This is a genomic window from Kineosporia succinea (assembly GCF_030811555.1).
Classification (GTDB): Bacteria; Actinomycetota; Actinomycetes; order Actinomycetales; family Kineosporiaceae; genus Kineosporia; species Kineosporia succinea.
In genome coordinates this window covers 6,532,670-6,558,717 of sequence record NZ_JAUSQZ010000001.1, presented here as the reverse complement: position 1 = coordinate 6,558,717, position 26,048 = coordinate 6,532,670, and the positions used below count along the sequence as shown (strand labels likewise).

The 26,048-nt window shown below is 73.2% G+C and carries 24 protein-coding genes; 12 read left to right on the top strand and 12 right to left on the bottom strand.

Annotated elements, in window-relative coordinates; all coding sequences use genetic code 11:
• The first annotated feature begins 92 nt into the window (after nucleotides 1-92).
• Entirely contained in the window at nucleotides 93-329 is a 237-nt protein-coding gene (locus tag J2S57_RS29030; protein WP_307248893.1) for a hypothetical protein, read from the top strand.
• A gap of 142 nt (nucleotides 330-471) precedes the next feature.
• Nucleotides 472-1,329, top strand: coding sequence for a class I SAM-dependent methyltransferase (locus tag J2S57_RS29025; protein WP_307248891.1), 858 nt, complete (start codon nucleotides 472-474; stop codon nucleotides 1,327-1,329).
• Here the strand turns inward: J2S57_RS29025 and J2S57_RS29020 are convergent.
• Both J2S57_RS29020 and J2S57_RS29015 read right to left on the bottom strand, forming a co-directional pair.
• Nucleotides 1,242-2,129 (bottom strand): AraC family transcriptional regulator, encoded by an 888-nt coding sequence (locus J2S57_RS29020; RefSeq protein ID WP_307248889.1) that lies wholly within the window; start codon nucleotides 2,127-2,129, stop codon nucleotides 1,242-1,244. The genes J2S57_RS29025 and J2S57_RS29020 overlap by 88 nt on opposite strands.
• Before the next feature lie 159 nt (nucleotides 2,130-2,288).
• A complete protein-coding gene (locus J2S57_RS29015) occupies nucleotides 2,289-3,086 on the bottom strand; it encodes a helix-turn-helix domain-containing protein (RefSeq protein ID WP_307248887.1) in 798 nt (265 codons plus the stop codon).
• 56 nt (nucleotides 3,087-3,142) lie between these two features.
• On the opposite strand from J2S57_RS29015, the gene J2S57_RS29010 reads away from it, so the two are divergent.
• Nucleotides 3,143-3,376: a hypothetical protein gene (locus J2S57_RS29010; protein WP_307248885.1), complete on the top strand. Its 234-nt coding sequence runs from the start codon at nucleotides 3,143-3,145 to the stop codon at nucleotides 3,374-3,376.
• Entirely contained in the window at nucleotides 3,376-5,457 is a 2,082-nt protein-coding gene (locus tag J2S57_RS29005; RefSeq protein WP_307248882.1) for a 2Fe-2S iron-sulfur cluster-binding protein, read from the top strand. The genes J2S57_RS29010 and J2S57_RS29005 overlap by 1 nt, the downstream gene beginning before the upstream one ends.
• A gap of 5 nt (nucleotides 5,458-5,462) precedes the next feature.
• On the opposite strand, the gene J2S57_RS29000 is transcribed toward J2S57_RS29005, so the two are convergent.
• Nucleotides 5,463-5,939, bottom strand: a complete 477-nt coding sequence (locus J2S57_RS29000; RefSeq protein WP_307248880.1) for a hypothetical protein — start codon at nucleotides 5,937-5,939, stop codon at nucleotides 5,463-5,465.
• Nucleotides 5,940-6,081: 142 nt separating this feature from the next.
• Nucleotides 6,082-6,936 (bottom strand): GntR family transcriptional regulator, encoded by an 855-nt coding sequence (locus tag J2S57_RS28995; RefSeq protein ID WP_307248878.1) that lies wholly within the window; start codon nucleotides 6,934-6,936, stop codon nucleotides 6,082-6,084.
• A gap of 95 nt (nucleotides 6,937-7,031) precedes the next feature.
• On the opposite strand from J2S57_RS28995, the gene J2S57_RS28990 reads away from it, so the two are divergent.
• Entirely contained in the window at nucleotides 7,032-8,282 is a 1,251-nt protein-coding gene (locus tag J2S57_RS28990) for an MFS transporter (protein WP_307248876.1), read from the top strand.
• Here the strand turns inward: J2S57_RS28990 and J2S57_RS28985 are convergent.
• Nucleotides 8,239-9,084: a PHP domain-containing protein gene (locus tag J2S57_RS28985; RefSeq protein WP_307248874.1), complete on the bottom strand. Its 846-nt coding sequence runs from the start codon at nucleotides 9,082-9,084 to the stop codon at nucleotides 8,239-8,241. The genes J2S57_RS28990 and J2S57_RS28985 overlap by 44 nt on opposite strands.
• A gap of 113 nt (nucleotides 9,085-9,197) precedes the next feature.
• Between J2S57_RS28985 and J2S57_RS28980 the strand changes: the two genes are divergently transcribed.
• The 3 genes from J2S57_RS28980 to J2S57_RS28970 all read left to right on the top strand — a co-directional run bounded on the left by J2S57_RS28980 (nucleotide 9,198) and on the right by J2S57_RS28970 (nucleotide 12,970).
• Nucleotides 9,198-10,358, top strand: coding sequence for an FIST signal transduction protein (locus J2S57_RS28980; RefSeq protein ID WP_307248872.1), 1,161 nt, complete (start codon nucleotides 9,198-9,200; stop codon nucleotides 10,356-10,358).
• Nucleotides 10,355-11,830, top strand: coding sequence for a putative bifunctional diguanylate cyclase/phosphodiesterase (locus J2S57_RS28975; RefSeq protein ID WP_307248870.1), 1,476 nt, complete (start codon nucleotides 10,355-10,357; stop codon nucleotides 11,828-11,830). The genes J2S57_RS28980 and J2S57_RS28975 overlap by 4 nt, the downstream gene beginning before the upstream one ends.
• A 225-nt stretch (nucleotides 11,831-12,055) precedes the next feature.
• Complete coding sequence (locus tag J2S57_RS28970; protein WP_307248868.1) at nucleotides 12,056-12,970, top strand: flagellar hook assembly protein FlgD; 915 nt, start codon at nucleotides 12,056-12,058, stop codon at nucleotides 12,968-12,970.
• A 36-nt stretch (nucleotides 12,971-13,006) separates the two neighbouring features.
• On the opposite strand, the gene J2S57_RS28965 is transcribed toward J2S57_RS28970, so the two are convergent.
• Nucleotides 13,007-13,453 carry a MarR family winged helix-turn-helix transcriptional regulator gene (locus tag J2S57_RS28965; protein WP_307248866.1) on the bottom strand — a complete coding sequence of 149 codons (447 nt, stop codon included), beginning with the start codon at nucleotides 13,451-13,453 and terminating at the stop codon, nucleotides 13,007-13,009.
• A 63-nt stretch (nucleotides 13,454-13,516) separates the two neighbouring features.
• Here J2S57_RS28965 and J2S57_RS28960 point away from each other — a divergent pair, with 63 nt between their 5' ends.
• On the top strand, nucleotides 13,517-13,885 hold the full coding sequence (locus J2S57_RS28960) for a VOC family protein (protein ID WP_307248864.1): 369 nt from the start codon (nucleotides 13,517-13,519) through the stop codon (nucleotides 13,883-13,885).
• A gap of 25 nt (nucleotides 13,886-13,910) precedes the next feature.
• Here the strand turns inward: J2S57_RS28960 and J2S57_RS28955 are convergent, their stop codons facing one another.
• Nucleotides 13,911-16,535 carry a putative bifunctional diguanylate cyclase/phosphodiesterase gene (locus J2S57_RS28955; protein ID WP_307248862.1) on the bottom strand — a complete coding sequence of 875 codons (2,625 nt, stop codon included), beginning with the start codon at nucleotides 16,533-16,535 and terminating at the stop codon, nucleotides 13,911-13,913.
• Nucleotides 16,536-16,599: 64 nt separating this feature from the next.
• A complete protein-coding gene (locus J2S57_RS28950; protein ID WP_307248860.1) occupies nucleotides 16,600-17,205 on the bottom strand; it encodes an HD domain-containing protein in 606 nt (201 codons plus the stop codon).
• Between J2S57_RS28950 and J2S57_RS28945 the strand changes: the two genes are divergently transcribed.
• Genes J2S57_RS28945 through J2S57_RS28935 form a run of 3 tightly spaced genes read left to right on the top strand, consistent with a single transcriptional unit; the run spans nucleotide 17,200 to nucleotide 19,744 of the window.
• Nucleotides 17,200-17,640, top strand: a complete 441-nt coding sequence (locus J2S57_RS28945; protein WP_307248858.1) for a DUF2256 and DUF3253 domain-containing protein — start codon at nucleotides 17,200-17,202, stop codon at nucleotides 17,638-17,640. The two genes, J2S57_RS28950 and J2S57_RS28945, sit on opposite strands and share 6 nt — an antisense overlap.
• A 17-nt stretch (nucleotides 17,641-17,657) precedes the next feature.
• Nucleotides 17,658-19,031: a glycosyltransferase family 4 protein gene (locus tag J2S57_RS28940; protein WP_307248855.1), complete on the top strand. Its 1,374-nt coding sequence runs from the start codon at nucleotides 17,658-17,660 to the stop codon at nucleotides 19,029-19,031.
• A 5-nt stretch (nucleotides 19,032-19,036) separates the two neighbouring features.
• Nucleotides 19,037-19,744: a class I SAM-dependent methyltransferase gene (locus J2S57_RS28935; protein WP_307248853.1), complete on the top strand. Its 708-nt coding sequence runs from the start codon at nucleotides 19,037-19,039 to the stop codon at nucleotides 19,742-19,744.
• Nucleotides 19,745-19,750: 6 nt separating this feature from the next.
• On the opposite strand, the gene J2S57_RS28930 is transcribed toward J2S57_RS28935, so the two are convergent.
• The 4 genes from J2S57_RS28930 to J2S57_RS28915 form a co-directional block, all read right to left on the bottom strand.
• Nucleotides 19,751-20,938 (bottom strand): nitric oxide synthase oxygenase, encoded by a 1,188-nt coding sequence (locus J2S57_RS28930; RefSeq protein WP_307248851.1) that lies wholly within the window; start codon nucleotides 20,936-20,938, stop codon nucleotides 19,751-19,753.
• 22 nt (nucleotides 20,939-20,960) lie between these two features.
• Complete coding sequence (locus J2S57_RS28925; protein ID WP_307248849.1) at nucleotides 20,961-22,253, bottom strand: MFS transporter; 1,293 nt, start codon at nucleotides 22,251-22,253, stop codon at nucleotides 20,961-20,963.
• Between the two features lie 25 nt (nucleotides 22,254-22,278).
• Entirely contained in the window at nucleotides 22,279-23,436 is a 1,158-nt protein-coding gene (locus J2S57_RS28920; RefSeq protein ID WP_307248847.1) for a ThiF family adenylyltransferase, read from the bottom strand.
• A 298-nt stretch (nucleotides 23,437-23,734) separates the two neighbouring features.
• The gene (locus J2S57_RS28915; protein WP_307248845.1) at nucleotides 23,735-25,852 is read right to left on the bottom strand and encodes a prolyl oligopeptidase family serine peptidase; all 2,118 of its coding nucleotides are present in this window, start codon (nucleotides 25,850-25,852) and stop codon (nucleotides 23,735-23,737) included.
• Nucleotides 25,853-26,048 lie beyond the last annotated feature (196 nt).

Sequence of the window (26,048 nt, the reverse complement as noted above, 5' to 3'; positions counted from 1 at the left end):
CACGAGGGCGCTGAGGGGGGGGGACTCGAATCGCTGCCCCGGACGGGCCGGGAGAAGCTGCCCGTACGTTCCCGAACTCACCGGAGGTCCGTATGTGGGCATTCTTCAGTCGTCGTCTGCGCACCTGGCTGCTGCTGACCGTCGCCGTGCCGGCGCTCGCCGCCGTGGCCCGGATGGTCGCGTACCGCATCGAGAAGCGCAACGGGCCCACGCGGGTGTCCCGGGCGCTCGTGTCGCTCAGCAACGTCGTCAGGCGCCGGGGCGGCAAGAGCCAGGACGTCTCGGTCGGCGGCCAGGGTGAGGCCGCCCCGCAGCGCACGAAGTCCTGACCGCCCCACGCGACCTCGGAAACCCTCCCGGCGCGCGTCCGCTCGCGTATGCACGCTGAACACGCACGTATGGCCCGGCGTCCCCGGCCCGGTTTGAATCGGGGACGACCGAGAAGCAGTGCGTGAGCAGGAGGCAACACCGATGAGCGGCGCGACGGACAACACGATGAGGCTCCTCGACGGGGTGATCGACCCGGTCCTGGCACCGCTGCACGCCCTGCCGGCCGGGGCGCACGTCGTTCAGCTGGCCTGCGGCACCGGAGGTCTCAGCCTGGCACTGGCCCGGCGGCGCGGCGATCTGCGGATCACGGCCGTGGACCTCGACCACGAGGTGCTGGACGCCGGGCGGGCCGCGGCGGGGCGTGAGGGGCTCGCCGTCGGGTTCCGGCGCATGGACCTGGCCCGGCTCGAGATGGGCGACGGCACCGCCGACGGCGTGATCTCGCGGATGGGGTTGTTCCTGCCCGGCACGGCGCCGTTCGACGTCGCGGCCCGGGAGGCGGCGCGGATCCTGCGGCCCGGCGGCGTGCTGAGCCTGGCCACCTGGAGCGACCTGGCCGACAGCCCGTACACCGGCGTCGGGCTGCCGCTGCTGCGGCGGATCCTGCCCGAGGGGAGGGTGCCCCGGCTCGAGGCGATGTTCCGGGCCCGGCCCGAGGAACTCGAGGAACACCTGCGTGCCGCCGGGCTCCAGCACGTCGAGGGCCGCTGGTACGAGTGGCGGGCCGAGTACCCGGACTTCGACGCCTGGTGGCGCTTCGGCACCGGGATCGGGCCGCTCGCGGCGCTCTTCGGCCGCCTGGACCACGACGAGCTGGCCCGGGCCCGGCAGATGATGTCCGAGGACCTGGAGCAGTACCGCACCACCGACGGGGCCTACCGCCTCCCCGCGCGCGCCCGGGTCGTCACCGCTCAGGCCGCAGGCCCGGCCCGGAACCGGCCGGGGGCGAGGCCGTACTCACGCCGGAACGCCCCGCTCAGCGCGAACTCGGTGGAGTAACCCACCCGGCGCGCGATCGAGGCCAGCGGCAGGTCGGTCTCCCGCAGCAGACGGGCCGCCCGGTGCAGGCGCTGCCCGGTCAGGTAGCGCATCGGCGACTGCCCCACCGCGTTCGTGAAACGCTGCGTGAAGGCCGTTTTCGACAGCCCGGCCACCGCGCTGAGGTCAGGCACCGTCCACGGCTTCTCCGGCGCCTCGTGCACCCGCTCCAGCACCCGCGCGATCGCCGCGTCGCCGGCCCACGGCGGGAGCCCACCCGCGTTCTCGTCGACCCACTGCCGCAGCAGATGGGTCAGCACCAGGTCGAGCAGGGCGGGCCGCGTCACCTCGGACGCCGGCCCGGCGTCGGCCAGGCCCGCCCGCACCAGCTCCATCAGCGGACGCATCTGCGGGCTGCGCCCGTGGTCGGGGGACACCGCGACGACCTCCGGCAGCGAGCGCAGGTAGTGCGGCACCGGGCCGTGGTCGAGCCAGTACGCACCGCACAGGAACTCCACGTCGGGGCGCGCCGGCTGGGGCAGGTCCTCTCGGCGCACGGCCCGGGGCAGACCGCTGAGCGGGGCCGGGGCGTGACTCAGCCCGTGCTCGGCACCCCACGGCGTGAACACCACGTCGCCCGCGCCCAGGCGCCGGGGCGGGGCGCTCGCCGTGACGAGCCACGCCTCACCGCTCAGCACCAGGTGGAAACCGCTGCCCGGGAACGCCGGGTACCGCCAGCCCCAGGCCCCGGACTGGCGCACCGAGCAGGCCTCGGCCCGGCCGATCCGGATTCCCGCGAGCGCCTCGCCGAGCACGTCCATCCGGCCAGGCTACGCGGTCGGGAAAACCGTTCAGGGGGCGGGGAACGCCGGCCTCCCGGCCGGGGCGCCGTCATTGAAACAGCCGCCGGAGTCGGGGTTCCCGCCGTCGGAGGTGCTCTCGCCGGAGATGGTGACGGCGGGGTCCTGTTCGTGCCGGTGCTACGGAAGCCGCGCCCGGTAGGTGCCCGGTGTCTGCCCGGTCACCCGCCGGAACGCGCTGATGAACGCGCTCGGCCGCCGGTAGCCGACGGCGTGGGCGGTGGCGTTGACGGGCCGGCCGGCGCCCAGCAGCTGCACGGCTGCGCGGATGCGGACCTGGGTACGCCAGTCGGCGAACGTCAGGCCGGTCTCGGCGCGGAACAGTCTGGACAGGGTGCGGGTTCCGGCGTGCACGTGGTCGGCCCAGGCCGAGAGTTCGCGCTGGTCGGACGGATCCGCCAGGAGCTGCTCGGCCACGGCCCGCACCCTGGGGTCGGTGGGCAGGGTCAGCGGGATGTCGTGGGCGGGCAGCGGCGTGAGCAGCTCGAACATCAGGGCCTCGGCGAGAGGACGCGTCTTCTCGAGCGGGTCGGTGTCGTGCAGGTGACGCAGCAGCTCGTCGAGCAGGGGGCTGACGGCGAAGCCGGTCGGCTCGGTCCAGTCGACCGGGCACGGGTCGGGGCCGAGATGGACGATGGAGAGGTCGCCCTCGCGGATCACGGTGCCGCCGCCGTGCTCCACGCCGCCCGGGACCCAGATGCCGTGGCCGGGTGGGAACAGCCAGTCCCGGGCGCCGATCGTGCCGGCGACCGTGGCCGTGGTGCTCCACATCAGCACCGGCTCGGGGTGGCGGTGCGTGGACATCGCCGGGATCGCCGAGGTGTGGCCGTGCTCGATGCTGAGGATCGGGCTGTTCACGGTCGCCTTCCGGTGGTTGTGGTGGGGGTTGGCCGTTGCGCGGTATCGGTTGGCCGCCATCCGTTCACCAGCCAGCCTACGGTGAAGGAGCCAGCGGACGACGGGATGCAAGGGACATGATGGTGAGACGACGGCTGCTCGACCGGTTGCTGGTGAAGGGCACGGTGCAGGCTGCCGGGCGCAGAGGCGCGCGATGGCGGGCGGTGACGCTCGGTGGCCCGGATCTGGCCGGGCTGGACGGGGTTCCCGGTCAGTGGGTGCGCCGTCAGCTCGTCGGGGAACACGGTCGGCCGCGTCGCGACGTGCTGACCAAGCCGTTCTGGACCCCCGGCCGCAAGGGGCTCGACTGATGGGCGTCAGCACGGCGCAGGAGATCGAGAACCTGCTCGGCGCACCGATGTCCGCGGTCATGCTCAAGCAGATCGACCACGTCGACCGGGCCACCGCGCCGGTGCTGGGGCAGTCACCGGTCGCGGCCCTGGGGTACCAGGACGAGGACGGGGTGCGGCGCAGCACCCTCGTCGGCGGCCGGGCCGGTTTCCTCGAGGTGCTGTCGCCACGGCGCCTCGCCCTCACCCTGCCGTCCGCCCAGGCCCGGCCCGCCCCGGGCGGCGGAGCGTCGCTCGTCGTCCTGTTCCCGGGCGTCAGCGAGGTGCTCCGCCTCAACGGGACCGTGCGCGAGCACGACGGTTCCCGGGCCGTCGTCACGGTCGAGGAGATGTTCGTGCACTGCGCCCGGGCGATCGGCCGCGCGCGGCTGTGGCACCCGCCCGCGTCGTCGCGCCGGCCCGTGCTCCGCGGCGACATCACCGACGGTCCCCTCAAAGATCCCGCTGTGCAGTCCTTTCTGGCCGTCGCACCGTTCCTCTTCCTCAGCAGTGGCGACGACGCCGGGCGCAGCGACACCAGCCCGCGCGGCGACCGTCCGGGCTTCGTGCAGATCCTCGACGGCCGCACGGTCGCGATCCCCGACCGTCGAGGCAACCGCCGTGCCGACACCCTGCACAACGTGCTGCAGGACGACCGCGTCGCGCTGGCGGTGCTGGTGCCCGGCCGCCCGCAGGTGCTGCACGTGCACGGGCGCGCCACGATCAGCACCGACCCAGAACTGCTGAACGGCATGGCCTTACGCGGGATGAGCCCCCACGCGGCCCTGGTGGTCGACGTCGGGCAGGCCTGGCTGGCCGACAGTGAGCCGGTGCGTGAGGCCCGGCTGTGGTCGCCGGACGCGCACCTCGACGCCGGGCGCATGGTCGACCTGAACGTGCTGGCCACCGGGCACCTGGCGGCGAACCCGGCCGTGCGGGGTGGGCCGCTCATCCGCTCGCTCGGCTACCTGCTGGGGCGGTTCCCGGCCCTCACCCGGCGGCTCATGGGCCGCCAGACCGGTGCCGCGCTGGAGAAGGAGGGGTACCTCGCCCTCGAAGCCGCACCGCGCGTCCGTCGCCTGAAAGTGACGGCCCTGCGCCGGGAGACGCCCGACGCGATCACGGTGGTGCTGAGCGACGGGGCCCCGGTCGACTTCACGCCGGGGCAGTTCTTCACGGTGTCCGTCGAGGTCGGCGGGCGTACGCTCCGCCGGGCCTACTCCGCGTCGTCGGTGCCGGGCGCGACCGCCCTCGAGATCACCGTCAAACGGGTCGAGGGTGGTGCCTTCTCCGGGCACGTCCACGCAAAGCTGCGCACGGGGGACGCGGTGGACGTCCGGGGTCCCTCGGGTTCCCTCTTCGGGGACGCGGGCGCGGGTGAACTCGTCATGATCGCGGCGGGCAGCGGCATCACGCCGATGATGAGCATGATCCGCTCCGGTTCGGCCCGGATGCACCTGCTGTACGGCAACCGCGACGAGGCCGGCATCATCTTCGACCGGGAGCTGACCCGGTCGTCCCGCGTCGACGTCACCCACCAGCTCACCCGGCCGGGCCCGGGGTGGAAGGGTCGGACGGGCCGCATCACCGCAGGCTCCCTGAGTGACTGGCTGGACCACGTGCGTCCTTCGCCGGAGGCCCGCTACCACCTGTGTGGCCCGGACACCATGATGGAGGCGGGCCGGGAGACCCTGCTCGCCAGAGGTGTTGCCGCGGAACGGATCCGGCTCGAGAGCTACACCAGTGCGGTGGACGGCACCTCAGGCCCGGCGTCGGGTGCGGCGCACCGCATGCAGGTGAGTGACGGCGGTGCGCCGGTCGGGACGGTCGAGGTGGCCCCGGGTGAAACACTTCTCGACGCCGGTCTGGCGGCGGGCCTGCCGATGCCGTACTCGTGCACGGTCGGCAACTGCGGCGAGTGCGTGGTGAAGCTGCTGGGTGGCCGGGTGCGGATGAACGAGCCCAACTGCCTGCCCGGGTCGCAGCGGGCGGACGGGTACGTGCTGACCTGCGTCGGGCGCCCGGAGTCCGAGGTCTCGCTGGACATCGCGGATCTCGCGTAGGTGGCTCACCACGGGTCCCGTTCCCGGGTGCGCAGTTCCGGCCAGCCGGTGAGCCCGGCGGGCCGGAACACGACGAAGGTGTGCGCGAGCGGATCCGAGCTCACCGCGAACGTCAGGTTCCGGTAGGTGAAGACGTCCGCGGAGGCGACCGACGCGTCCACCATGATCCGGGTGGTGGAGAACGCGTAGGTGACCATCTCCCCGTCGACCTCGTCGACCCGGCGGCCGGGCAGCCCGGTGATCGCGGGCAGGTCTTCGTGGACGAGGCAGTGCTGCACGCTGCTCACGTGCCGCAGGCGCCGGAACGCGGCGGTGGCCGGCAGGGCCGGGTCGACGCAGTGATCGGTCATGACCCCGAGCAGGCTGCCCTGCCACTCACCGACCCAGACGTGCAGCGGGATGTGCCGGGTGTCGCCGGTGCTGACGGCCCCGACGGCCTCGTAGACCCGCTCGGGTACGGGCGGGGTGCGGTAGAGGGGCACCGGAGATGCTCCTGCCAGAGGTCGCGCCGACGACCTCGTGGCCGGGTGCGGGCACAGCCTGCCCGCGGGGCGCCGTCGCGTCCATCGCCCTTCCGACGGACGGGCCTCCGGGCCCGGGGACGGGCGACCTTGCCGTGGTCGTTCAGGTGTGCAGGTCGGGGCCGATCAGCCGGACCGCGGCCAGCAGCTCGTCCCGGCTGCGCCGGCGGGTGTCCGTGCGGACGACGAACTCGCCGAGGTCGGCGGCCATGGCCAGGGTGCTCACCTCGACGACCCGGCGTTGCTGGGAGGCGATACGGCGAGAGGTGAGCACCGGCGCGGCCGCGGGGATCCCGAGGATCTGGGCCCGGCGGGGGCCGGCCCGGGTCACCCGGACCTGGAAGACGGCGTCGTCGGGGATGGGCTGGCCGAAGTCCTCGCCCGCGCGGGCGGTGCGACGGGCGGCGGTGACCTCGGTGTGGGCGTCCAGGACACCCAGCACGCGTCCGCCCACGCGCACCGCGCGGGTGGAGGCGACGACCAGGGGCGTGCCGTCGCCGGACGCGGTCGGGGTGACCCGGGCCGTGGGCAGACGGGGCCACAGGGCCGGGCGGGGCGGCCCGGGCGATCCGGGTGGTCCGGGTGGTCCGGGTCGCCCGGGTGGGAAGAGCGCGCGCAGGGCGTCGGGGACGGGGACGACGAGCGCCTCCAGGAGTTCCTCGGTGACCACCGCGTCGTCGTCGAAGGCCCGGATCTCCGCGATGTGAGCCAGGGCGCCGAACCGGATGCCCGGAGTGGACTCGTCGCTCGCGTCCCGGAGGGCGAACGTGCCCGCACCCGGCCGGCGCACCACCTCACCGGCCGTCGCGAGCAGGGCCAGGGCCCGGCGCACCGTGGTCCGGCTCACCGCCAGTTCGGCGGCGAGCTGCAGTTCGGTGGGGAGCTGGCGGCCGTCGCGAACCCGGAGATGACGGGCCAGGAGCTCGTCGGCGACCTCCTCGTAGCGCAGCTTGGCCATCCGGTGAAGATACCCATGGCATACCCATGACGCCCGTCGCCCCTCCCCGGGACGCCCACGGTGTTCGCTGCGGGTTCCCATCAGGACGGAGAACCATGACCGGCACCGACACCGCGGCCCCCGACGACGCCGTGATGATCCCCGCGGCCCGGACGGCCGCGACCCTGCTCACCGCCTCGGCGGTCGGCCGCCTTCCCCAGGCCATGAGCGCCCTGGCCGTCGTGCAGCTGGTGGTCGGCGGCGGGGGCACGTACTCGCTGGCCGCCGCCGCCACGGCGGCGTTCGTCCTGGCCGGGACGCTGGGGCAGCCGCTGCTGGGGCGTCTGGTGGACCGAACCGGGCGCCCCCGGCCGGTTCTCATCGGATCGGCGGTGGTCTCGGCCGCGGCGCTGCTGCTCCTGGCCGGCTCGGTGCGGACGGCCCCGGTGGTCCTGGCGGCGGCCGCGCTCGCCGGCTTCATGTCCCCGCCGCTGGAGCCGACGCTGCGAGGGTTCTGGCCGCGTCTGTTCCCCGAGCCCGAACGCCTGCACCGTGCCTTCAGCGCGGACGTCGCGGTTCAGGAGGTCCTGTTCATCGTCGGTCCGCTGCTCACGGTGCTCGCGGTCTCGACCTTCGGTGCGCCGGGCGCGGTTCGTCTCATGGGCCTGCTGGGTCTGCTCGGCACGGTGCTGTTCTGCCTTCACCGCCGCCCGGCGGACGCCTGGAACGCAGCCCGCCGCCGCCGGACCCGGGGCCGTCCGTCGGCCCTGCGCATCGGCGCGCTGCGGGTGCTCGTGCGGGCCCAGGCCACGGCCGGTCTGCCCATCGGGGTCCTGACCATCACCGCCACCACGCACGCCGATCGGGCCGGCGTCGACGCGGCGGCCGGCTGGGGACTGGCGGCGAACGCGGTCGGCGCCCTGCTGGGAGCGGTGCTCGTCGCCGCGTTCCCCCTGCGCCCGGCGCCGGAGGTGATGATCCGGCGGTTGCTCCTCGTCCTGGCGGCCCTGTACCTGCCGACGGCAGCCGTGGGGCTGCCGACGGCCGGGTGGCTGGTGTGCGCCTTCGTCGCCGGTCTCGGACTGCCGCCGCTGCTGACCCAGGTCTTCGACGTCGTCGGGCGGATAGCTCCCGGTGACGTGACCACCGAGGCCAACGCCTGGGTGGTCAGCGCCTTCAGCGTGGGGATCGCGGCCGGGACCCTGCTCGGCGGCGTGGCGGTGGAGATCCCGGCGAGCCCGGGGACGGGCATCCTGGTCGCCGTCGTCGGTGCCTGCGCGCTCACGGCCGCCGGTGGCCTGCAGACGCGTCCGCGGAGGTTGATCAGCGAAGGAACCACGGCGCCGCGGGATTCCGGTCCGGCCTGAACCCGGCCGACCGGGCGCGTTCACCGGCCTCGGCCAGCCCGTGCCCGACGTCGGCCGGGCGGTGCGCGTCGCTGCCGAAGGTGACCAGGCGCCCACCCTCCTGCGCCCACCAGCGCAGGATCAGCGGGTGCAGCGGCAGCCGGGTGTTGATCTCCAGCGCGCGCCCGGCCCCGGCCAGGGCCTCGAGGGCGTGGCGCAGGTCGTCCTCGAAGTCGCGCGGGTCGAAGGGGGCACTCCCGGCGGGCCAGCTGCGCACCGGGTAGTCCAGGTGGGCCAGAGCGCCGAAGGCCGCCGAACCCGAGACCAGACGCGGGATCTCGGCCAGGTAGTCACGGAACACCTCGGCGGGCGGGCGGTGCCGGAACAGTTCCCAGGGCTCGGCGAAGGAGTCGCCGTCGGGCAGGCAGTGCAGTGACCCGAGAACCCGGTCGAACCGGCCGCCCGCGAGCAGGTCGGCGACCTCGCGCGGGTGCCGGTGCGGCTGGCCTACCTCCACGCCGGTGAGGATCCGCAGCTGCCCGAACGCGGCCCGGCACCGGTCCACGCTCTCCAGGTAGCCGTCCACGTCCAGGGGCGGGGCCTGGAGCACGCCGTCGGTGACGAAGGCGGCCATCTCCGGATAGTGGCCGGGGAGGGAACCGGCCCGGAACGGCGTGAAGTCGACGTGCTCGGTGAAGGCGACGGCGGGCAGGCCCCGCGCGACGGCGGCCTCGCAGGTGGCGCGCATGTCACCCACGCGCCGGGCGTCCCACGACCACTCGGTGTGGACGTGACCGTCGGCGGGCGGACCGGGAGCGGGCATCCTCCAGTCTGCCCCGCCCGAGCGGGCCGGGCACGGGCTCAAGTCGCATTTCCCGACGGCCGACCGCTGAGGGAGGTGTGCCGAGCCGAAGGAACGAGCAGAGGGAAGACACGATGAGGGCATGGAGCGGGCAGTGGCGTCCGGGGGAGGGGTTCGGCGAGCCGCTGCCGGCCTGGGACGGCCCGTCCACGCTGGTGCTGGTGTTCGCCTCGCCCGCGGTGATCGCGGACGACACCCCACCCGACCCCGGCGGTCCTCTCGCCGGCCTCCTCGAGGCGTACCCCGCGTCCGTCGTCATGGGGTGCTCGACGGCCGGGGAGATTCTCGGCGGGACGATCGACGACGCCACCGTGAGCGTGGCCGTGGCCCAGTTCGCGAGTACCCGCCTGCGGCTGCTGACCGGGCCGATCGGCGGGGGCACCGACTCCGCGGCGGTGGGGCGGGACCTGGCCGCGCGCCTGGTCGCCGCCGAACCGGACCTGGCCGGGGTGTTCGTGCTCTCGGACGGGCTGCGGGCCAACGGCGCCCAGCTGGCCCAGGGGCTCAGCGACGGCTGCGCCGGCACCGCGGTGATCACCGGTGGCCTGGCCGGTGACGGCGACCGGTTCGACCACACCTGGGTCCTGGTCGACGGGCGGCCCCGCACCGGCATGGTCTCGGTGCTCGGGCTGAGCGGACCGCACGTGCGCGTCGGTCACGGCGCCGGTGGTGGCTGGAGCATCCTGGGCCCCGAGCGGCTCGTCACCCGTGCCGAGGGCAATGTCGTGCACGAGCTCGACGGGCAGCCCGCGCTGACGCTGTACCGCTCCTACCTGGGCGACCGGATGGGTGACACGGCCGCCTCGACGCTGATGTTCCCGCTGTCCGTGCGCGCACCGGAGGGCAGGCAAGGGGCCGTCGTGCGCACCGTGCAGGCCCTCGACGAGAGCGCGCAGAGCCTCGTCTTCACCGGTGACGTGCCGCAGGGCTCGATCGCCCGGCTGCTGCGCGCCAACACCGGCGAGCTGGTGGACGGCGCGGGCGAGGCCGTGCGCCGCGCCGACCTGGTGCCCGGCCTGCCCACCCTGGCCCTGGTCGTCAGCTGCGTCGGGCGCCGCGCGGTGCTGGGACAGCGCACCGAGGACGAGCTCGAGATGGTGATGTCCCGCCTGCCCGCCGACGTGCACCTGGCCGGGTTCTACTCCTACGGCGAGATCTCCCCGATCGGCGAGCACACCTCCGGCCTGCTCAACCAGACGCTGACCGTCACCACGATCCAGGAGACCGCCGCGTGACCCACCGCCTCCTGGCCCGTCAGCTGCGCCGCCTCAGGCTCGACGCGGAGCAGCCGCCCCCGGCCCCGGACTGGGCGCGCCTGCTCGAGCTGGTCAGCGCCACCTACACCGAGGCCGACAGCGACCGCTACCTGCTCGAGCGCTCGCTGGAGGTGTCCTCGGCCGAGATGCGCGAACTGCACGACACGCTCGCCCGCCGGGCCTCCGTCGACGAACTGACCGGCCTGCCCAACCGCCGGGCCCTGCGCGAGCGCCTGCAGCAGCTCGTCGCGGCCCGGCACCCGGGCGGCTCACCGGTCGGTGTGCTGTTCATCGACCTCGACGGCTTCAAGCTGGTCAACGACAGCCTGGGCCACGAGGCCGGCGACGAACTGCTCGTGCGCACCGCCCGGCGGCTGCGCGAGACCTGCCGCGACGACGACGTGGTGGCCCGGCTCGGCGGCGACGAGTTCATCGTGGCGGGCCGCTTCACCGGCCCCGACCAGGCGCAGGGCCTGGCCCGGCGGATCACCGCGGAGCTCGAGAAACCCCTGGTGATCAAGAACCGCGAGGTCGTGGTCGGCGCCAGTATCGGCGTGGCCCTCAGCGGCACCGACGACGCGGTCCCGGCCCCCGGCACCGACGAGATCCTGCAGCGGGCCGACCTGGCCATGTACGCGTCCAAACGCGCCGGCCGGGCCCGCCTCACGGTCTTCGACACCCAGATGCAGATCGACGCCGAACGCAAGATCCGCCTGGTCTCGCAGCTGCGCGGGGCCATCGCCGACGGACGCCTGTCGGTGCGGTACGAGCCGATCGTGCGCCTGGCCGACCGGCGGGTGTCCGGGCACGAGGCCCTGGTGCGCTGGCAGCCGCCCGGCTCGGCGGAGCTGAGGCCCTCGGACTTCGTGCCGCTCGCCGAGGAGTACCGGATGATCGCCGACCTGGACGCGTGGGTGCTCGACCAGGCCTGCGCCTGGGCGGCCGGCACCCGGCAGCGCGTCGGCGTCAACCTGTCCGCGCGCAGCCTCGCCGCGACCGACTTCACCCGGACCGTGAGCGAGACCCTCGAGCGCACCGGGCTTCCCGCGTCCGCACTCGTGCTGGAACTGACCGAGGCCACCTACCTCACCGTCGACCCGGCCGTGACCGCCCAGCTGAGCGGGCTGCGCTCGCTGGGCGTGAGCCTGGCGATGGACGACTTCGGCTCCGGTTTCTCGGCCCTGTCGCGGCTGCGCACGGCGCCGGTCCAGGTGCTCAAGCTCGACGAGTCGCTGATCGAGAACGTCGACCGTTTCGAGGAGAGCGCGGCGATCGCCGGGGCGGCCGTGAGCATGGCTCACGCCCTGCGGCACACGGTGGTCGCCGAGGGCGTCGAGCGCCGGGCGCAGGCGGAGATCCTGCGGGCCCTGGGCTGCGACGCGGCTCAGGGCCCGTTGTTCACCACGCCCGAAAAGGCCACCGTGCCCCGGGTTCTGCGTGAGGTCCGGTAACTGATGGTGGACGCGTCGGGCGTCGGAGCGTCCCGCCCCCCTCTCGTGGACACGCCGTTCGGGGACGTCGTTCGGCGTAGCCGGTGACGCAGCGCCGCTCTGCGGCGCCCGGTGGCTGGGCCGATGGGGGTGCGTCGGTATGTGAAGGCTCCCGCATCTCAGGTTCGCTCGCCGGGCACCGTTAGGGCTCCTCGACCCGGAAGCCCTGGAGAATCGGAGTTACCCATGCGGATCCGCACTGGCCTGGCCGGTATTGGTGTTGTGACAGTAGTTCTCGCCGGTGGGGTGGCGGTGGCGCCGGGGGCGCTCGCGGCCGACGGTGACACTCCGGCGGCGGCTTCGCTGAGCGCCTCGAGCGAGGGCTTCAGCCCGAATGGTGACGGTAAGGAGGACACTCTCACCTTCTCGTACGAGATCCCCGAGTCCGGGGTGGTGGTTCTGGAGTTCCTGAACGCGAAGGGGGCCGTGATCGGGCAGAAGACGGTCTCGGACGAGCGGGGGTCGCTGCTCGGCCTGCCGCTCACCGCCGAGCCGGCCGGTGAGGGCACCTTCGTCTGGGACGGCACGCTCGACGACGGCCTGCCGGTGTCCGGGAATCAGGACATCACGGCCCGGCTCTCGGTGCTGGAGACCAATTCCCTGCTCAACTGCCTGGGGAGCACGCTGGGTGACGTTCTCGGTGGGGGCACCGACGGCGGCACCCTGGATCTGAGCAACCCGGACCTGGAGTGCGCCGACCAGGTCGAGTCCGGTGACGTGCCGGTGGAGGTCGTGACGAAGGCCCCGGGCCTGACGCTGCGCACCAGCCTGGGCACGGTGTTCCCGGTGCGGGACGGCTACCGCGACTCGGTGTCCCTGTCGGCGAAGGCGACCAAGGCCGCGTCCACCAGCTTCACCCTGACCCGCGCCAACGGTGACGTCCTGCGCCGCTGGAGCGGCGGCGAGACCTCGTGGAAGGCCCTGTGGGACGGCACGGACAGCGCCGGCAAGACCCTGCTTCCGGGCACCTACCGGCTGACCGGCACTGCACTGGGCGAGTACGGCAACAAGGCGACCAGGAAGACCCTGTCCGTGCGCGTGAGCGGCAAGCAGTTCGAGATGCGCGACGGTGAATGGCGACTGGTCACGTCCGCCTCGTAACCCGTTGTGCACGCGGAGGGCTGGGGTCTTCGGACCTCAGCCCTCCACGTCGTTGAGCGAGCCGATCATGCTGCGCAGGAGGTGCAGGGCCTGGGTGCGCTCGGCCCCGCTCAGGCCGGAGAGCATCCTGACCTCCACGGAACGCACTGCGGTCGTGGCCTTCCCGAGCAGTCGACGGCCCTGCGGGGTGAGCTGGGTGGGCAGGACCTTGCCCACCGGGGCCTGGGTCGGGCGGCTCACGTGGCCCTCACGTTCCAGGGTCTGCAGCAGCACGTTCATCGACTGCCGGGTGATGAACGCCCCGCGCGCGAGCTCGGAGCCGGACAGGCCGGGCCGCTGGGCCAGCAGCTCGAGGCAGGAGTAGCGCGTGACGGTCAGGTCGAGCGGGCGCAGCACCTCCTCCATCGCCGTGCGCAGCGCGCTGGAGGCCTCCTTCAGGAGATAGCCCACGGAGGTGCCGAGGTCGATGCCGCCTTGACTCATGTCAGCATTCTGACATAGCTTCCCTCATGTCAGGAACCTGACACGAATACGAGGAGCCCTCCCATGCCCGTCACCGGTCCCGACTTCATCTCCTTCCAGGTCCGCGATCTCGTTGCCTCACAGGCCTTCTACGAGCGCTACCTCGGCCTGGTGCGCTCGCCGGCCGGCCCGCCGCACGCCGTGGTGTTCGAGACCCGGCCGATCGCGTTCGCCCTGCGCGACGTCGTCCCGGGCACCGACCTGGCGTCGGTGCCGCAGCCCGGTCTCGGCGCGGCGGTCTGGATGCACGCCACCGACGTCCAGGCCGTCCACGACGCGCTGGCCGCCGACGGCCACACCGTCGTCACCGCGCCGTTCGACGGGCCGTTCGGCCGCACCTTCACCTTCGCCGACCCGGACGGTTACCACGTCACGCTGCACGACCGCGCCTAGAACTCCCTCCCGGTGCGGGGAATCGTCACGACCGGGTCCGCTCGGCCGTGGACCCGGGGAACCGCAGATCCGCCGCGGGCCCGGGCCGGCCGAACAGGTAGCCCTGGGCCCGCTCGAAGCCCAGGGCGCGCAGCCGGGCGGCCTGGTCGAGGGTCTCCACCCCCTCGGCCACGGTGTCGGCCCCGATGCCCCGGGCCAGGTGCAGCACCGCCCCGGCGATCACCGGGGAGTCCACGAACGAGCGGTCGAGCTTGATCTGGTCGACCGTCAGGCGCGCCACCGTGGTCAGCGTCGAGGAGCCGGTGCCGAAGTCGTCGAGGGACAGCCGGGCCCCCAGGTCACGGATCGCGGTCAGGTTCTGCGCGGTGGGCCCGCCGCCGACCGCGACGGTCTCGGTGATCTCGACGATCAGCCGCTGCGCGGGCAGGCCGGTCTCCCGCAGCACGGCGGCCACCTCGTCGGCGAAACCGGCCGTGCGCAGCTGCACCCCGGACACGTTGACCGAGATCGTGCCGGCGTCCGGTCCCCAGGCCGCGGCCTGGCGGGCGGCGTGCCGCAGCACCCACCGGCCCAGCGGCACGATCAGGCCGCTCTCCTCGGCCACCTCGATGAAGGCCTGTGGGCCCAGCAGCCCCTGCGCCGGATGCCGCCAGCGCACGAGTGCCTCCACGCCGGTGACCCGGTGGTCGGACAGCCGCACGACGGGCTGGTAGTACACCGTCAGCTGGTCCTGCTCGATCCCGGCGGCCAGGGCGTCGATCAGCCGGCTGCGCTCCACGCCCCTGGCCTCCATCCCGGGGCGGAAGTGCCGGTGCCCACCGCCGGCACCGGCCTTGGCCTCGTACATCGCGATGTCGGCCCGGCGCAGCAACTCACCGGAGTCGACGTCCCCGTCGCTGGTCGCCACCCCGAAACTGGCCCGCACACTGAGCAACTGGTCACCCGCGGCCACCGGCACCAGCAGTGACTCCGCGATCCGCACCAGCGTCCGGTCCACCGCGTCCGCCGACAGGCCGGGCAGCAGCAGCGCGAACTCGTCACCGCCGAGCCGGGCCACGGTGTCCTGCTGCCGGACCCCGGCCCGCAGCCGCTCGGCCACCGCCACCAGCAGCGCGTCCCCGGTGGCGTGCCCGAGCGTGTCGTTGACGATCTTGAAGTCGTCGAGGTCGATGAGCACCACGCTGGTCTGCTCGCGGCCGGTCTGCTCACGGCTCGTCGGCTCGCGGCCGGGGGTCAGCGCCTCGCTCACCCGGCGGCCGAACAGCACCCGGTTGGCCAGGCCGGTCAGCGCGTCGTGGGTCGCCTCGTGACTGAGCCGGTCCTGCACGGTGCGGGTCTCGGAGATGTCCCGGACGTTGCTCACCCGCCCCCGGATGCCCGGTTCGTGCGAGAGGTTGGTGGAGGTGATCTCCAGCCACTTCCAGGTCCCGTCCGCGTGACGGCAGCGGACCTCCATCGTCATGCTCGCGCCGTCGCGCTCCATGATCGCGGCCAGGGCCCGGCCCAGCGCCGGCAGGTCGTCGGGGTGGGTGTGGTCGGCCAGGGTGGTGCCCATGACGTCCTCGGGCTCTCGGCCCAGGATCCGCCGCACGGCCGGGCTCATGTACCGCAGGGTGCCGTCGCGCTCGCTGATCGCGATGATGTCGTTGGCGTTCTGTACCAGGAGCCGGAAGCGTTCCTCGCTGCCCCGCACGGCGGCGGTCAGGCGCAGGTTCTCGCCGAAGGCCCAGAGCTGGCGCCCGGCCACGATCGCGGTCAGCAGCACCGCCCCGACCGCCACCAGCAGGCGGTCCGGCCGATTGCGGGCCACCACGTCGACGAGCAGCGCGTCCACCGCCGCCACCGCGACGTACGGCAGCAGGCTGTAGGGCCGGGCACGGGAGCCGATGGTGCCACGCGACACCGCGTCGTCGGCGAGCTGACGGCGGGCCGCGAGCGAGATCGTGAAGCCGGCCAGGGGGAGATTGAGCAGGAACGCGTTGATGTCGCCGCGCCCGGCCAGCAAGGTCGAGACCGCGGCCCCGACCCCGCCGAACACCGCGCTGACGCCCATCATCTGCACGGCGCCCCGCGACAGCACGTCGCTGCCGGTCAGTGTCACCTTGGCCGCCATGAACACCCCCAGCAGCCCGGCGACCACCAGACCGGCCGTGGCCAGGGAGTTGTCCGCCGGGACGGGGGCGTAGTGCAGCAGGAACACCGCCGCGGCGGTCATCAGGATGGTCACGTCCAGCCACAGCCCGATACGCCCCGAACGGGTGCGCCGGGCGATCGGCAGTCTCAGCAGCGCGCCCAGCATGAGCACCGCGCCCAGTCCGTGCACCACCTCGGCGGCGGACTCGAGGACGCCGGAGTCCACCGGGGCGTTGACCGCGCGCACCAGCATGGCCACGGCGATCACGCCCAGCCCGGCGACGGCCGCCCGCCAGAACCTCTGCGCGGCGGGCGACACCCAGTCGGCGAGGGTGGGCTGACGGCAGATCTGGAGACAGAGCCCGCAGCTGATCAGGACGAGGGCCCAGTCGAGTGGGAAGGGAACCGGGTGCCCGCCGGCCCCGAGCCCGAACCCGGCGACCGAGACCGCTGTGACGACGGCCAGGAGCCGGGTCGGGCCGTCCGCCCAGACCCGCACTGTGCTGCTCGACGTCATCAGATCCCGTCCCCCCGGACAACCTCGCCGCCTGTATCGGCCGGGGGGTCACGGACCCTGAGGGTCAGCCAGCCGTCTCGTGCGGGTGACCGCGCAGCTTGGCCGCCAGCCCGCCGGTCACCAACCGGTGCGCCGAGGTGTCCGGCTTGCGCCGCGCCTGGTCGGCGACCTGCGTGCCGAACTCCTCCCCGAGCATCAGCCGCGGGTGAGCCTCCAGCACCGCGCTCACGAAGTCGGCGGGCAGCACGTCCGGCCGGGCCCCGGAGATGTCCAGCCCGGTCGCGATCTCGAGCAGGTAGCCCTCCTCGTCGAGCGCCGGGTCGACCGAGGGCCAGTTGTGCCGCACGATCACCTCCAGCGCCCGCTGCCGGCGCGTGGCCTCCCAGCCCGCCCCGGCCGTCAGGGCGACCGCGACGTGCCCGCCGGCCTCCTCGTACGACAGCGCCACGTTGTCGAACGCGGGCGCGATCCCGATGTCGTGCAGCACCGCCGACACGTACAGCAGCTCGTGGTCGATGCCGTTTCGCCCCTCGAGGGCCGCGAACGCCTCGGCCCACCACCACGAGCGGACGACGTGGTTGAGCAGCGAGGGCGAGTGGTAGGCCCGCGCCAGCTCGAGGGCGGCGGTGGCGGCCGGCGTGGCCGGGGGCACGAAATCGTCGGGATGCACCGGTTCATCGTGCCCGCCCGGGCTGCGCGCGGCCAGGGCCGGGCGCACAGTGTCGGGGTGAACCACGAGACCAAGGTCTGCGCGAGCTGCGGGCGCACCATCACCTGGCGCAAGAAGTGGGCCGCGAACTGGGACTCCGTGCGCTACTGCTCGCAGCGCTGCCGCCGCAACCGTCCCGGGGTCACCGACGGGCGCCTGGAGCAGACCATCGAGAACCTGCTCGACGAACGCCGGGCCGGCGCCACGATCTGCCCCTCCGAGGCCGCCCGGGCCGTCGGGGGCGAGCAGTGGCGCGACCTGATGGAACCCGCCCGCGCCGCCGCCCGCCGCCTGAGGGAGGCCGGACGCGTCGAGATCACCCAGGGTGGCACGGTTGTCGACCCGTCCACGGCCAAGGGCCCGATCCGGATCCGCCGGGTGCCCGGCAAGGGCTGAGATATCGTGATCAGCTCATGAACATCGACGGACCGCCCCGCCCCCTGCGCATCGCGCTGCTGTCGTACCGCAGCAAGCCGCACAGCGGGGGCCAGGGCATCTACGTCCGTCACCTGTCCCGCGAGCTGGTCGCGCTCGGCCACCACGTCGAAGTGTTCTCCGGGCCGCCCCTGCCCGAGCTCGATCCCGGCGTGAAACTCACCCACCTGCGCAATCTCGACCTCTACCGCGAGCCCGACCCGTTCCGCACGCCCCACCGCAGCGAGTTCCGCTCCCCGGTCGACGTGCTGGAGTGGGCCCTGATGTGCACGGCCGCCTTCCCCGAGCCACTGACCTTCTCGCTGCGGGCCTGGCACCACCTGCGCTCGCGGCTGCACGAGTTCGACGTGGTGCACGACAACCAGTCGCTCGGCTACGGCCTGCTCGGTCTGCGCGCCGAGCTGCGCCGCCGGGGCATTCCGCTGGTCGCCACGATCCACCACCCGATCACCGTCGACCGTGACCTGGAGCTCGCGGCCGCCACCACCCGCGGCCGGCGCCTGAGTCTGCGCCGCTGGTACGCGTTCTGCCGTATGCAGGCCCGCGTCGCCCGGCAACTGCGTCACCTGACCACGGTGTCGGGCGCCTCCCGCGACGAGATCGAGCGCGCCTTCGGTGTTTCCGGTGGCCGGCTGCGCGTGATCGGGGTGGGCGTCGACGAGGAGACGTTCACCCCGTCGGCGAGCGCTCGGGTCGGCGTCGCGCCGCCCGGTCCGGCTTCCGCGGGGGGCGGCGAGGCCGGGGCGGACACGGTGGCCGGTGGCGCGGCGGAGGGGTCTCCGGGGCCCGGCCGGGTGGTGGCGGTCGCCAGCGCCGACGTCCCGCTCAAGGGGCTGGACGATCTGATCGAGGCGGTCGCGAAGGTGGCGGTGGAGCGGCCGGTCGAGCTGGTCGTCGTCGGCTCGGCCCGTCCCGGCGGCGCGGCCGACCAGGCCATCACCCGGCTCGGCCTGGGCGAGTCGGTGCGGTTCGTGCGCGGCATCAGCGACGACGAGCTCGCCGGCCTGTTCCGCGACGCCGACGTCGCCGTGGTTCCCAGCCGCTACGAGGGCTTCTCGCTGCCGGCGGTCGAGGCGATGGCCTGCGGCACCCCGCTGGTCGTCACCACCGCCGGCGCGCTGCCCGAGGTCACCGGACCCGACGGCCACGCCGCCCTGCACGTGCCCTCCGGCGACCCGCACGCCCTGGCCGAGGCCGTCGCGCGTCTCCTCGACGACCACACCCTGAGGCGACGGCTCGGCGAGAACGGGCGCCGACGCGTCCTCGAGCACTTCACCTGGCGCCTCACCGCGAGCCGCACCGCGCAGTGGTACCAGGACGCGATCACCGACCAGCGAAACCGACAGAGGTAGGCCCCGTGCTGACGCTCGACTACGACCGCCTCGACGTGCAGGCCGGGAACGACCTTCTCGACCTCGGCTGCGGGGAGGGACGGCACACGTTCGAGGCGTACCGCCGCGGCGCGAACGTCGTCTCGCTCGACCTCAGCCACGCCGACCTGGCCACCACCCGCACCTGGACCGGCGCCATGGACCTGGCCGGCGAGAGGCCGGCCGGCACCCGCACCGCCCCGGTCGTCGGTGACCTGCGCTCGCTGCCCCTGCCCGACGCGTCCTTCGACCGGGTCATCGCCTCGGAGGTGCTCGAGCACATCGAGGACGACGCCCGTGCCGTCGCCGAGATCGCCCGGGTGCTGAAACCCGGTGGCCTGGCCGCGATCACGGTGCCGCGCTGGCTGCCCGAGCGGATCTGCTGGGCGCTGTCCGACGAGTACCACGCCAACGAGGGCGGCCACGTGCGCATCTACAGGGCGTCCGACCTGGCCTCGCTGTGCCGCGACGCGGGCCTGGAGCACACCGGTACCGGCCACGCGCACGCCCTGCACAGCGTCTACTGGTGGCTCAAGTGCGCGGTCGGGGTGCACCGGGACGCCGCGGTCGTGCGGGCCTACCACCGCCTGCTGGTCTGGGACATCGTCAAGAAGCCGCGCACCACCCGGGTTCTCGAGCAGGTGCTGAACCCCGTCATCGGCAAGAGCGTGGTGCTGTACCTGCGCAAGGCCTGACGTGTCTCACAGCGCCGGCACGACCTCGTCGAGCGGATCGGCACGGGACAGGAAGTTCGGCCGCAGGTCGAAGTCGACCGGGTCGTAGAGCCGGTGGAAGGTCGGCGTGGTGCTGGCCGACATCGGGGGATTGACCCAGGCCCAGTCGGCGGGCGCCGCACGGCCCTGGGCGTGCTCGCGCTCGACGTGGGCGACGAACTGGGCGGCGGCCGCGTGGTGGTCGATGATGTGCACCCCGGCCTGCTGAAAACTGTGCAGCACGGCCAGGTTGAGCTCCAGCAGGGCCCGGTCGCGCCACAGGGTGCGGCCGCGGGAACGGTCCAGGCCCATCCGGTCGGCGATCGCCGGGAGCATGTCGTAGCGGTTCTCGTCACTGAGGTTGCGCGCGCCGATCTCCGAGCTGACGTACCAGCCGCTGAACGGGGCCGCCGGGTAGGTGAGCCCGCCGATCTCCAGGTGCAGGTTCGAGATGGCCGGGTTCACGTGCCAGCGCAGGCCCAGCCCGGCGAACCAGGGCAGCTCCGGGTGCGACAGCTCGACCTCGAACACGGCCCGGGGCGGCACCGGGAACAGCTGCGGCTCCTGTCTCCCGACCTGCACGATGAGCGGCAGGACGTCGAAACGGCCCCCCGCGCCGCGCCATCCGAGGCGCTGGGCGAACTCGGTGTGGCGCACGTGCAGGGGATCGCCGACGACCCGGCCGTCGGGCCGGCGGTAGCCCGCGTAGCGCAGCAGCTGCGGGTTCCAGATCCGGATCTCCTCGCCGGACGGTGACCGCGGGGCGAACACCGTGATCACCGAACGCAGCTTGCCGTCGTTGGTCGAGACCCGCAGGTGCTCCCAGCAGGCCTCGGCCACCTCCGGCGCGGTGCGGCACTCCCGGGCGTCGAGCAGCTCCAGCGAGCGCCAGTTGAAGCGGCCCAGGCAGCGGGCGTGGTTGCGCCAGGCCAGCCGGGAGCCGGCCAGGAGCTCGGCGCTGGTCTGCCGGTAGGTGCCGGTGGCCGCGATCTCGCGGCGGATCTCGTCGGCCCGCCCGGGCGCGGTGATCTTCTGCAGTTCCGGCGTGCGGTAGAACGTGGCCGCCTGCTGCATCAGGTCGGTCGCGGGGTCGTCGGCGTGGACGTCGACGGCGGTGGAGGTCCCGGTGACCGGACACCTGCCCGCCGGCGGCTCGTGCGCGCAGGAAAGGGTCATCGTGGGTGCCTCGTCTCTCGGGCTAGGGCACGGCCTGGGGCTCGGTGTTCTCCGGGGGCTTGCTGGGGGCGGTGCGCAGAGGGGACAGGTAGGTGGCCAGGCAGACCCCCAGCTGCACGAGCAGGGCGGTGACGAAGAGCAGGCGGGACGTGGGGTGGCTGCCGATCAGGGCGCCCCCGATCGCCGAGCCGACCGGGATGGTGCTGTAGGCCAGGGCCCGGCCGACCGAGACGATGCGGCCGATCTGCTCGTTCGGCACCAGGTTCTGGCGCAGGGTGAACCAGGAGACGACCACCAGTGAGGTCGCGGCCCCCTCGACGCACCAGCCGACGGACAGGAACACGGTGCTCGGGTGGAGCGCGGGCACCAGCATCCCGGCGGCGGAGATCGCCATGGCCACGGTCAGCACCTGACCCGGTGGGTACCGGTCGAGCACCCGGGGCGAGAGCGCCGCCCCGGCCAGGGCGCCGGCCCCCTGGATGCCGACCACGACGCCGATCGTCCAGGCCGGGTGGTTCTCGACCTCGATCACGAAGTAGACGATGTTGCTCTCGACCATGTAGCCGGCCAGGTTGGCCGCCGCGATGAGCAGGGTGCCCCAGGCCACCGCCGGGATCGACCACAGGGTGCGGAATCCCTCGGCGAAGTCCCGCCCGGCCTGGCGCAGCCGCCCACCGGTGCGCCTCACGGCGAGGGTGGTGGCGGGCAGCGTGAGCATCCGGATCATCAGCGCCGACAGCACGAAGGTGACGGCGTTGACGACCGAGGCGGAGCGCACACCGAGCGCGGCCACGAACGCCGCCCCGACCACCGGGCCGAGCATGCTGAGCAGGCTGTCGACGCTCTGGGTCCAGGCGTTGACGCGTGAGCGCCGGGCCTGCGGCACGGCGGTGACCAGCACCCCCTGGAACGCCGGGAAGTAGAACGGCCGCACGCCCGCCAGCACCAGGGCCAGGGCGAAGACCAGTCCGACCGAGGGGTCGTCACCCGCCGCCACGACCGCGATGGCGGTGGCCAGCACGGCGGAGACCAGGTCGCAGACGATCATGATGCGGCGGCGGTCGTACATGTCGGCCACCACCCCGGCGACCAGGCCGAAGAGGATGTAGGGGATCAGCTCGACCGCCACGGCCAGGGCGACCAGCACGGCCGAGCCGGTCAGTTCCAGGATCAGGAACGGGGCCACGAACCGGTAGATCCAGTCGCCGACCGAGGAGATCAGGAACGCGCCGCGCAGGAGCGTCCCGTCGCCCCGGGGTGGTTCCACCTCCTCGTGGCCGCCGGAAGTTCCTGCTGTGCGGTCGGTCTCGCCCATCGAATCCCCCCGGAGCCGGCGGTGGTCAGAACGGCTGTTCCTTGATCGCCGACGTCCAGCTCACCGTGTCCTTGGGAGTGGCGCCACCGCACACGTGGCAGTCGGGGTCGCGCTCCCAGCTCTCGGCCTCGCGCAGCCGCGGGTCGTGGAAGGTGGCCTCGAGCACCCGCCCGATCGACAGCGGCGTGCAGACCTGGGTGGCCAGGCGCACGAGCTCGCCCACCATGAAGGCGGAGTCGAGCATGACGAGCCCGTTGAAGGCGGCCGTGTCCTCACCGAACGGCTCGCCGCTGGCGGCCTGCTTCTCGAACGCGTCGAACACCAGGCGGGCGCCCTCGCTGGTCTTCATCGCGTGGTTGCGCCAGCACTCGGCGCAGCCGCTGACACCCGGCACGAGGGAGTAGTAGAACGCCCGCTGGGTCTCCACGCCGCCGGTGACCAGTGCGGTGCCGGCACGCACGCAGCCCTCGTTGAGCCAGTGCAGCATCTCGGTCTTCGGCCGGTCGACGGCGGCGACGACGATGTCGCGGTCCTTCACCACCTCGTACACGTCGTCGGCCGAGGTGAGCCGCATCTGCACCGGGTCGAGGGTCAGGCCGCTGTTGAGGGCCAGGGCCTTCTCGGCGGCGACCTCGACCTTGGCCCGGCCGACGTAGGGCTCGCCGTAGAGGATCTGGCGGTTGAAGTTGGACAGCTCGATGTGGTCGAAGTCCACGATCCGGATGTCCTGGAAGCCGATGGCCACCATGTCGATGAACGAGTGCGAGCCGATGCCCCCGACGCCGAGCATCGCCACCTTGGCGTCGCGGATGCGCCGCTGGAAGTCCCACCGGGACGTGGCCAGCGAGGCGTAGGTCTCGAAGAACCCGAAGTTGTTCGACCAGCGGGTGCGGTCCTGCTGGCTGAAGTCCGCGCCGGTGTCGGTCGCGTCCTGCAGCAGGCCCTCGCTGTCGAGATCGGCGATCGCCTCGACGATCTCGGTCTCGCTGGTCTGCGGGAAGCGGGTGCGCAGGTCGCCGGCGATCTGCGCGCTGGTGCGGGTTCCGTCGAGCAGTTCGAGAAAGGCACTGGTGCGGCCGTTCTCGTCGTCGAGCGTGATCAGCGTGCCGGCCAGGCGGAAGTGCACGGAGTCGCCCTCACGGAAGTACGGGATGCTGGTCTTCAGGGACGGCAGTGTGGTCATCGGACTTCGTCCTCCCGCAGCTGAACATGGCTGAGCATGACTGGACAAGGCTGGGCATGGCTGGACAAGGCTGGGCAAGGCCGGACGTGGACCTCCGCGGCCCGGTCCCGGAACCACGTGCGGCCGGGCCGGTGGCGGCTCATACTGGTGGGCAACGGGAACGGGACACATGCAGGGTGTCCCGTCCCCGTCGCGGGCCTGGATCAGCCCTTGGCCGTCCCGGCGGAGGCGCTGTACGTCGTCTTCGTCTTCTTCAGCATTGGTTTCACCCCGCTCTCCCCATCCGATCCAGGTCGCGTCAGGAGTGAACGTGACCTTCCGCGGATCCGGCCGCTGCCGGCCCGATCCGGGAACTCAGGAAGCCGAGCATCTCGGCGAACAACGACAGCCGGTGCGAACGGTCGCGCAGGGCGTGGTCGCCGGGCAGGTCCCGGCGCAGCACCACGGCGCGGCTCGGATCGGTGCGGTCGTTGGCGTTCTGCAGGACGGCGCACATCTTGCGCGCGTGCAGCGGATCGACCCGCTCATCCTGCGACAGGCTCAGGAAAAGTGCTGCTGGATAGAGCTTATCGGTTACCGCCCGGTGGTAGGGCGAGTAAGTGAGGAGCCAGGAGAGTTGTTCCGGATCGCTCACGCTGCCGAACTCGTCCACCCAGCGGTCGCCGAACCCGCTGTCCTCGAAGCGGGTCATGTCCAGAGGGGCTGCGGCACAGGCGATCGCGCCGAACAGGTCGGGCCGCCGGACCGCGGCGGCCGCCACCAGGAGACCACCGGCGCTGAAGCCCAGGGCGCCCGGGGGCCGGTGCTGGAAGCGGGCCGCCGCCTCGGTGAAGTCGTCGATGCTGCGGCCCTTGTGCTCCCGGCGCCCGGCGCGGTGCCACTCCTCGCCGTACTCACCACCACCGCGTACGCCCACGGTGACGAACTGCCCACCGCTCTGGGCCCAGACCGCCGCGGCGGCGTAGTACTCCGGGGTCTGGGGCACGCCGAACGCGCCGTAGGCCTGAAGAATCGTGGGCGGTCGCGCACCGTCGGCGACACCGACCGGGCGCGTGATGATCAGGGGGACCGTGGCGCCGTCGCTCGCGGTGAAGGTCTCCCGCACCGTCTCGGTCGGCGGCACGGCGAGGCCGGTGCCACCGCGCCAGTGCCGCAGGTGGCCGTCCCCGTAGGTGAGGACGGTCTCGGGCGTGGCGCGGTCGGAGTAGGTGATCCAGGCCTGCCGGGGGTCGGGGTCGGCGGCGCCGGTGAACTCGCTGACCAGTCCCGCCCCGGGTAAAGGCACGGGCGCGAGTGGTTTTCCCCACCGGTCGTGCCGCGTCAGCACGGCCTCGTCGTCGCGGCTGCTCAGCACCAGCAGCTCGTCGCGCAGCACCGCGAACCCGGCGAGGACCTCGCCGTCGGGCTCGGGCACCAGCACCGTGCACGTGGAGGTCCAGCCCTCGGCGGCCGGTTCGAGCTCCACCGAGAGCAGCTGCCCGCGATCGGCCTGCGCGTCGGTCAGGACGATCAGGCGCCGGCCGTCGAGAGGCCAGGCCGCCGACCAGCCGCCGGCGCCGAAGTCCGCCGGCCACGGGTGGCCCGGCGCGGTGCCGTCCTGCCCGAGCGGCACGAGCAGCAGCCGGTTCTCGGCGGAGACCCCGTCCGCCACCGAGACGACCAGGAGGTCACCGCCGGGGGAGAGGGCGAGTTCGACCTGGTCGCTCGCGGCCAGGGGATGTCCCAGCAGGTCGAGGTCGGAGTGCCAGTCGTGGCCGACCCGGTGCCGCACCACCCGCACGGGCCCGGATCCGGTGCGGCGCACATGCACGAGCCAGGTGGAGTCGGGCCCCCACACCGCCGGGGTGGGAACGGCCCGGGCGGGGGAGTGGTCGAGGTGAGCGCCGGTGGCGGCGTCGATGACGTGGAGGGTGCCGTCGGGCTCACCGGTGAGCACGGTGTTCACGCTGACCCGGGTTCCGTCGCGGGACGCCGACCAGCTCGCGATGCTCGCGTGCGGGTGCTGGTGACGCGGGTCGAGCAGGACCCGTTCCCCGGTGGCGTCGATCGTCACGAGTTCCTCGTGGTCGCCGTCCGCCGGGCGCCGCAGGGCGAACAGGTGCCCCGACGGCCCGGAGGGAGCACCGTAGTGATCGAAATGCGTTGCCTGCCGCAGGAGGTGGCGGAACCGGCCGCTCTCGCCGGTGCGGTCGAGCTGGGTGCGGGCCCAGGCGTCCTGCTGTTCCAGCCAGGCGACGGTGCGGGGGTCGTGGGGGTCGTCGAGCCAGCCGTACGGATCGGCGACGGGCCGGCCGTGAAGGCGGCGCACGGTCGTCTCCGGCGCGGCCCAGGGACCCGTCTCCGGCGTGGTTCCCGGGGCACCCCGGGTTTCCACGGCCAGGTTCTCGCGCGGCGTTGCGCGATCGATTGCAGGCATTGCGTCCCCCACGTCAGCCCGGATCACGGGCCACGGATACGAACGTTCGCCGATCAACGGGCTGATGTGCTCACCGGGCACGTCGAATGCCTGGACGAAAGCGTGATTCTTCACCGTCGTCAGTGCCGATCAGGCGAATGCGGTTTCCCCGAACCGCGGTGAATCCTTGCGCCGAGGCGACATCCGCGGATCCTGC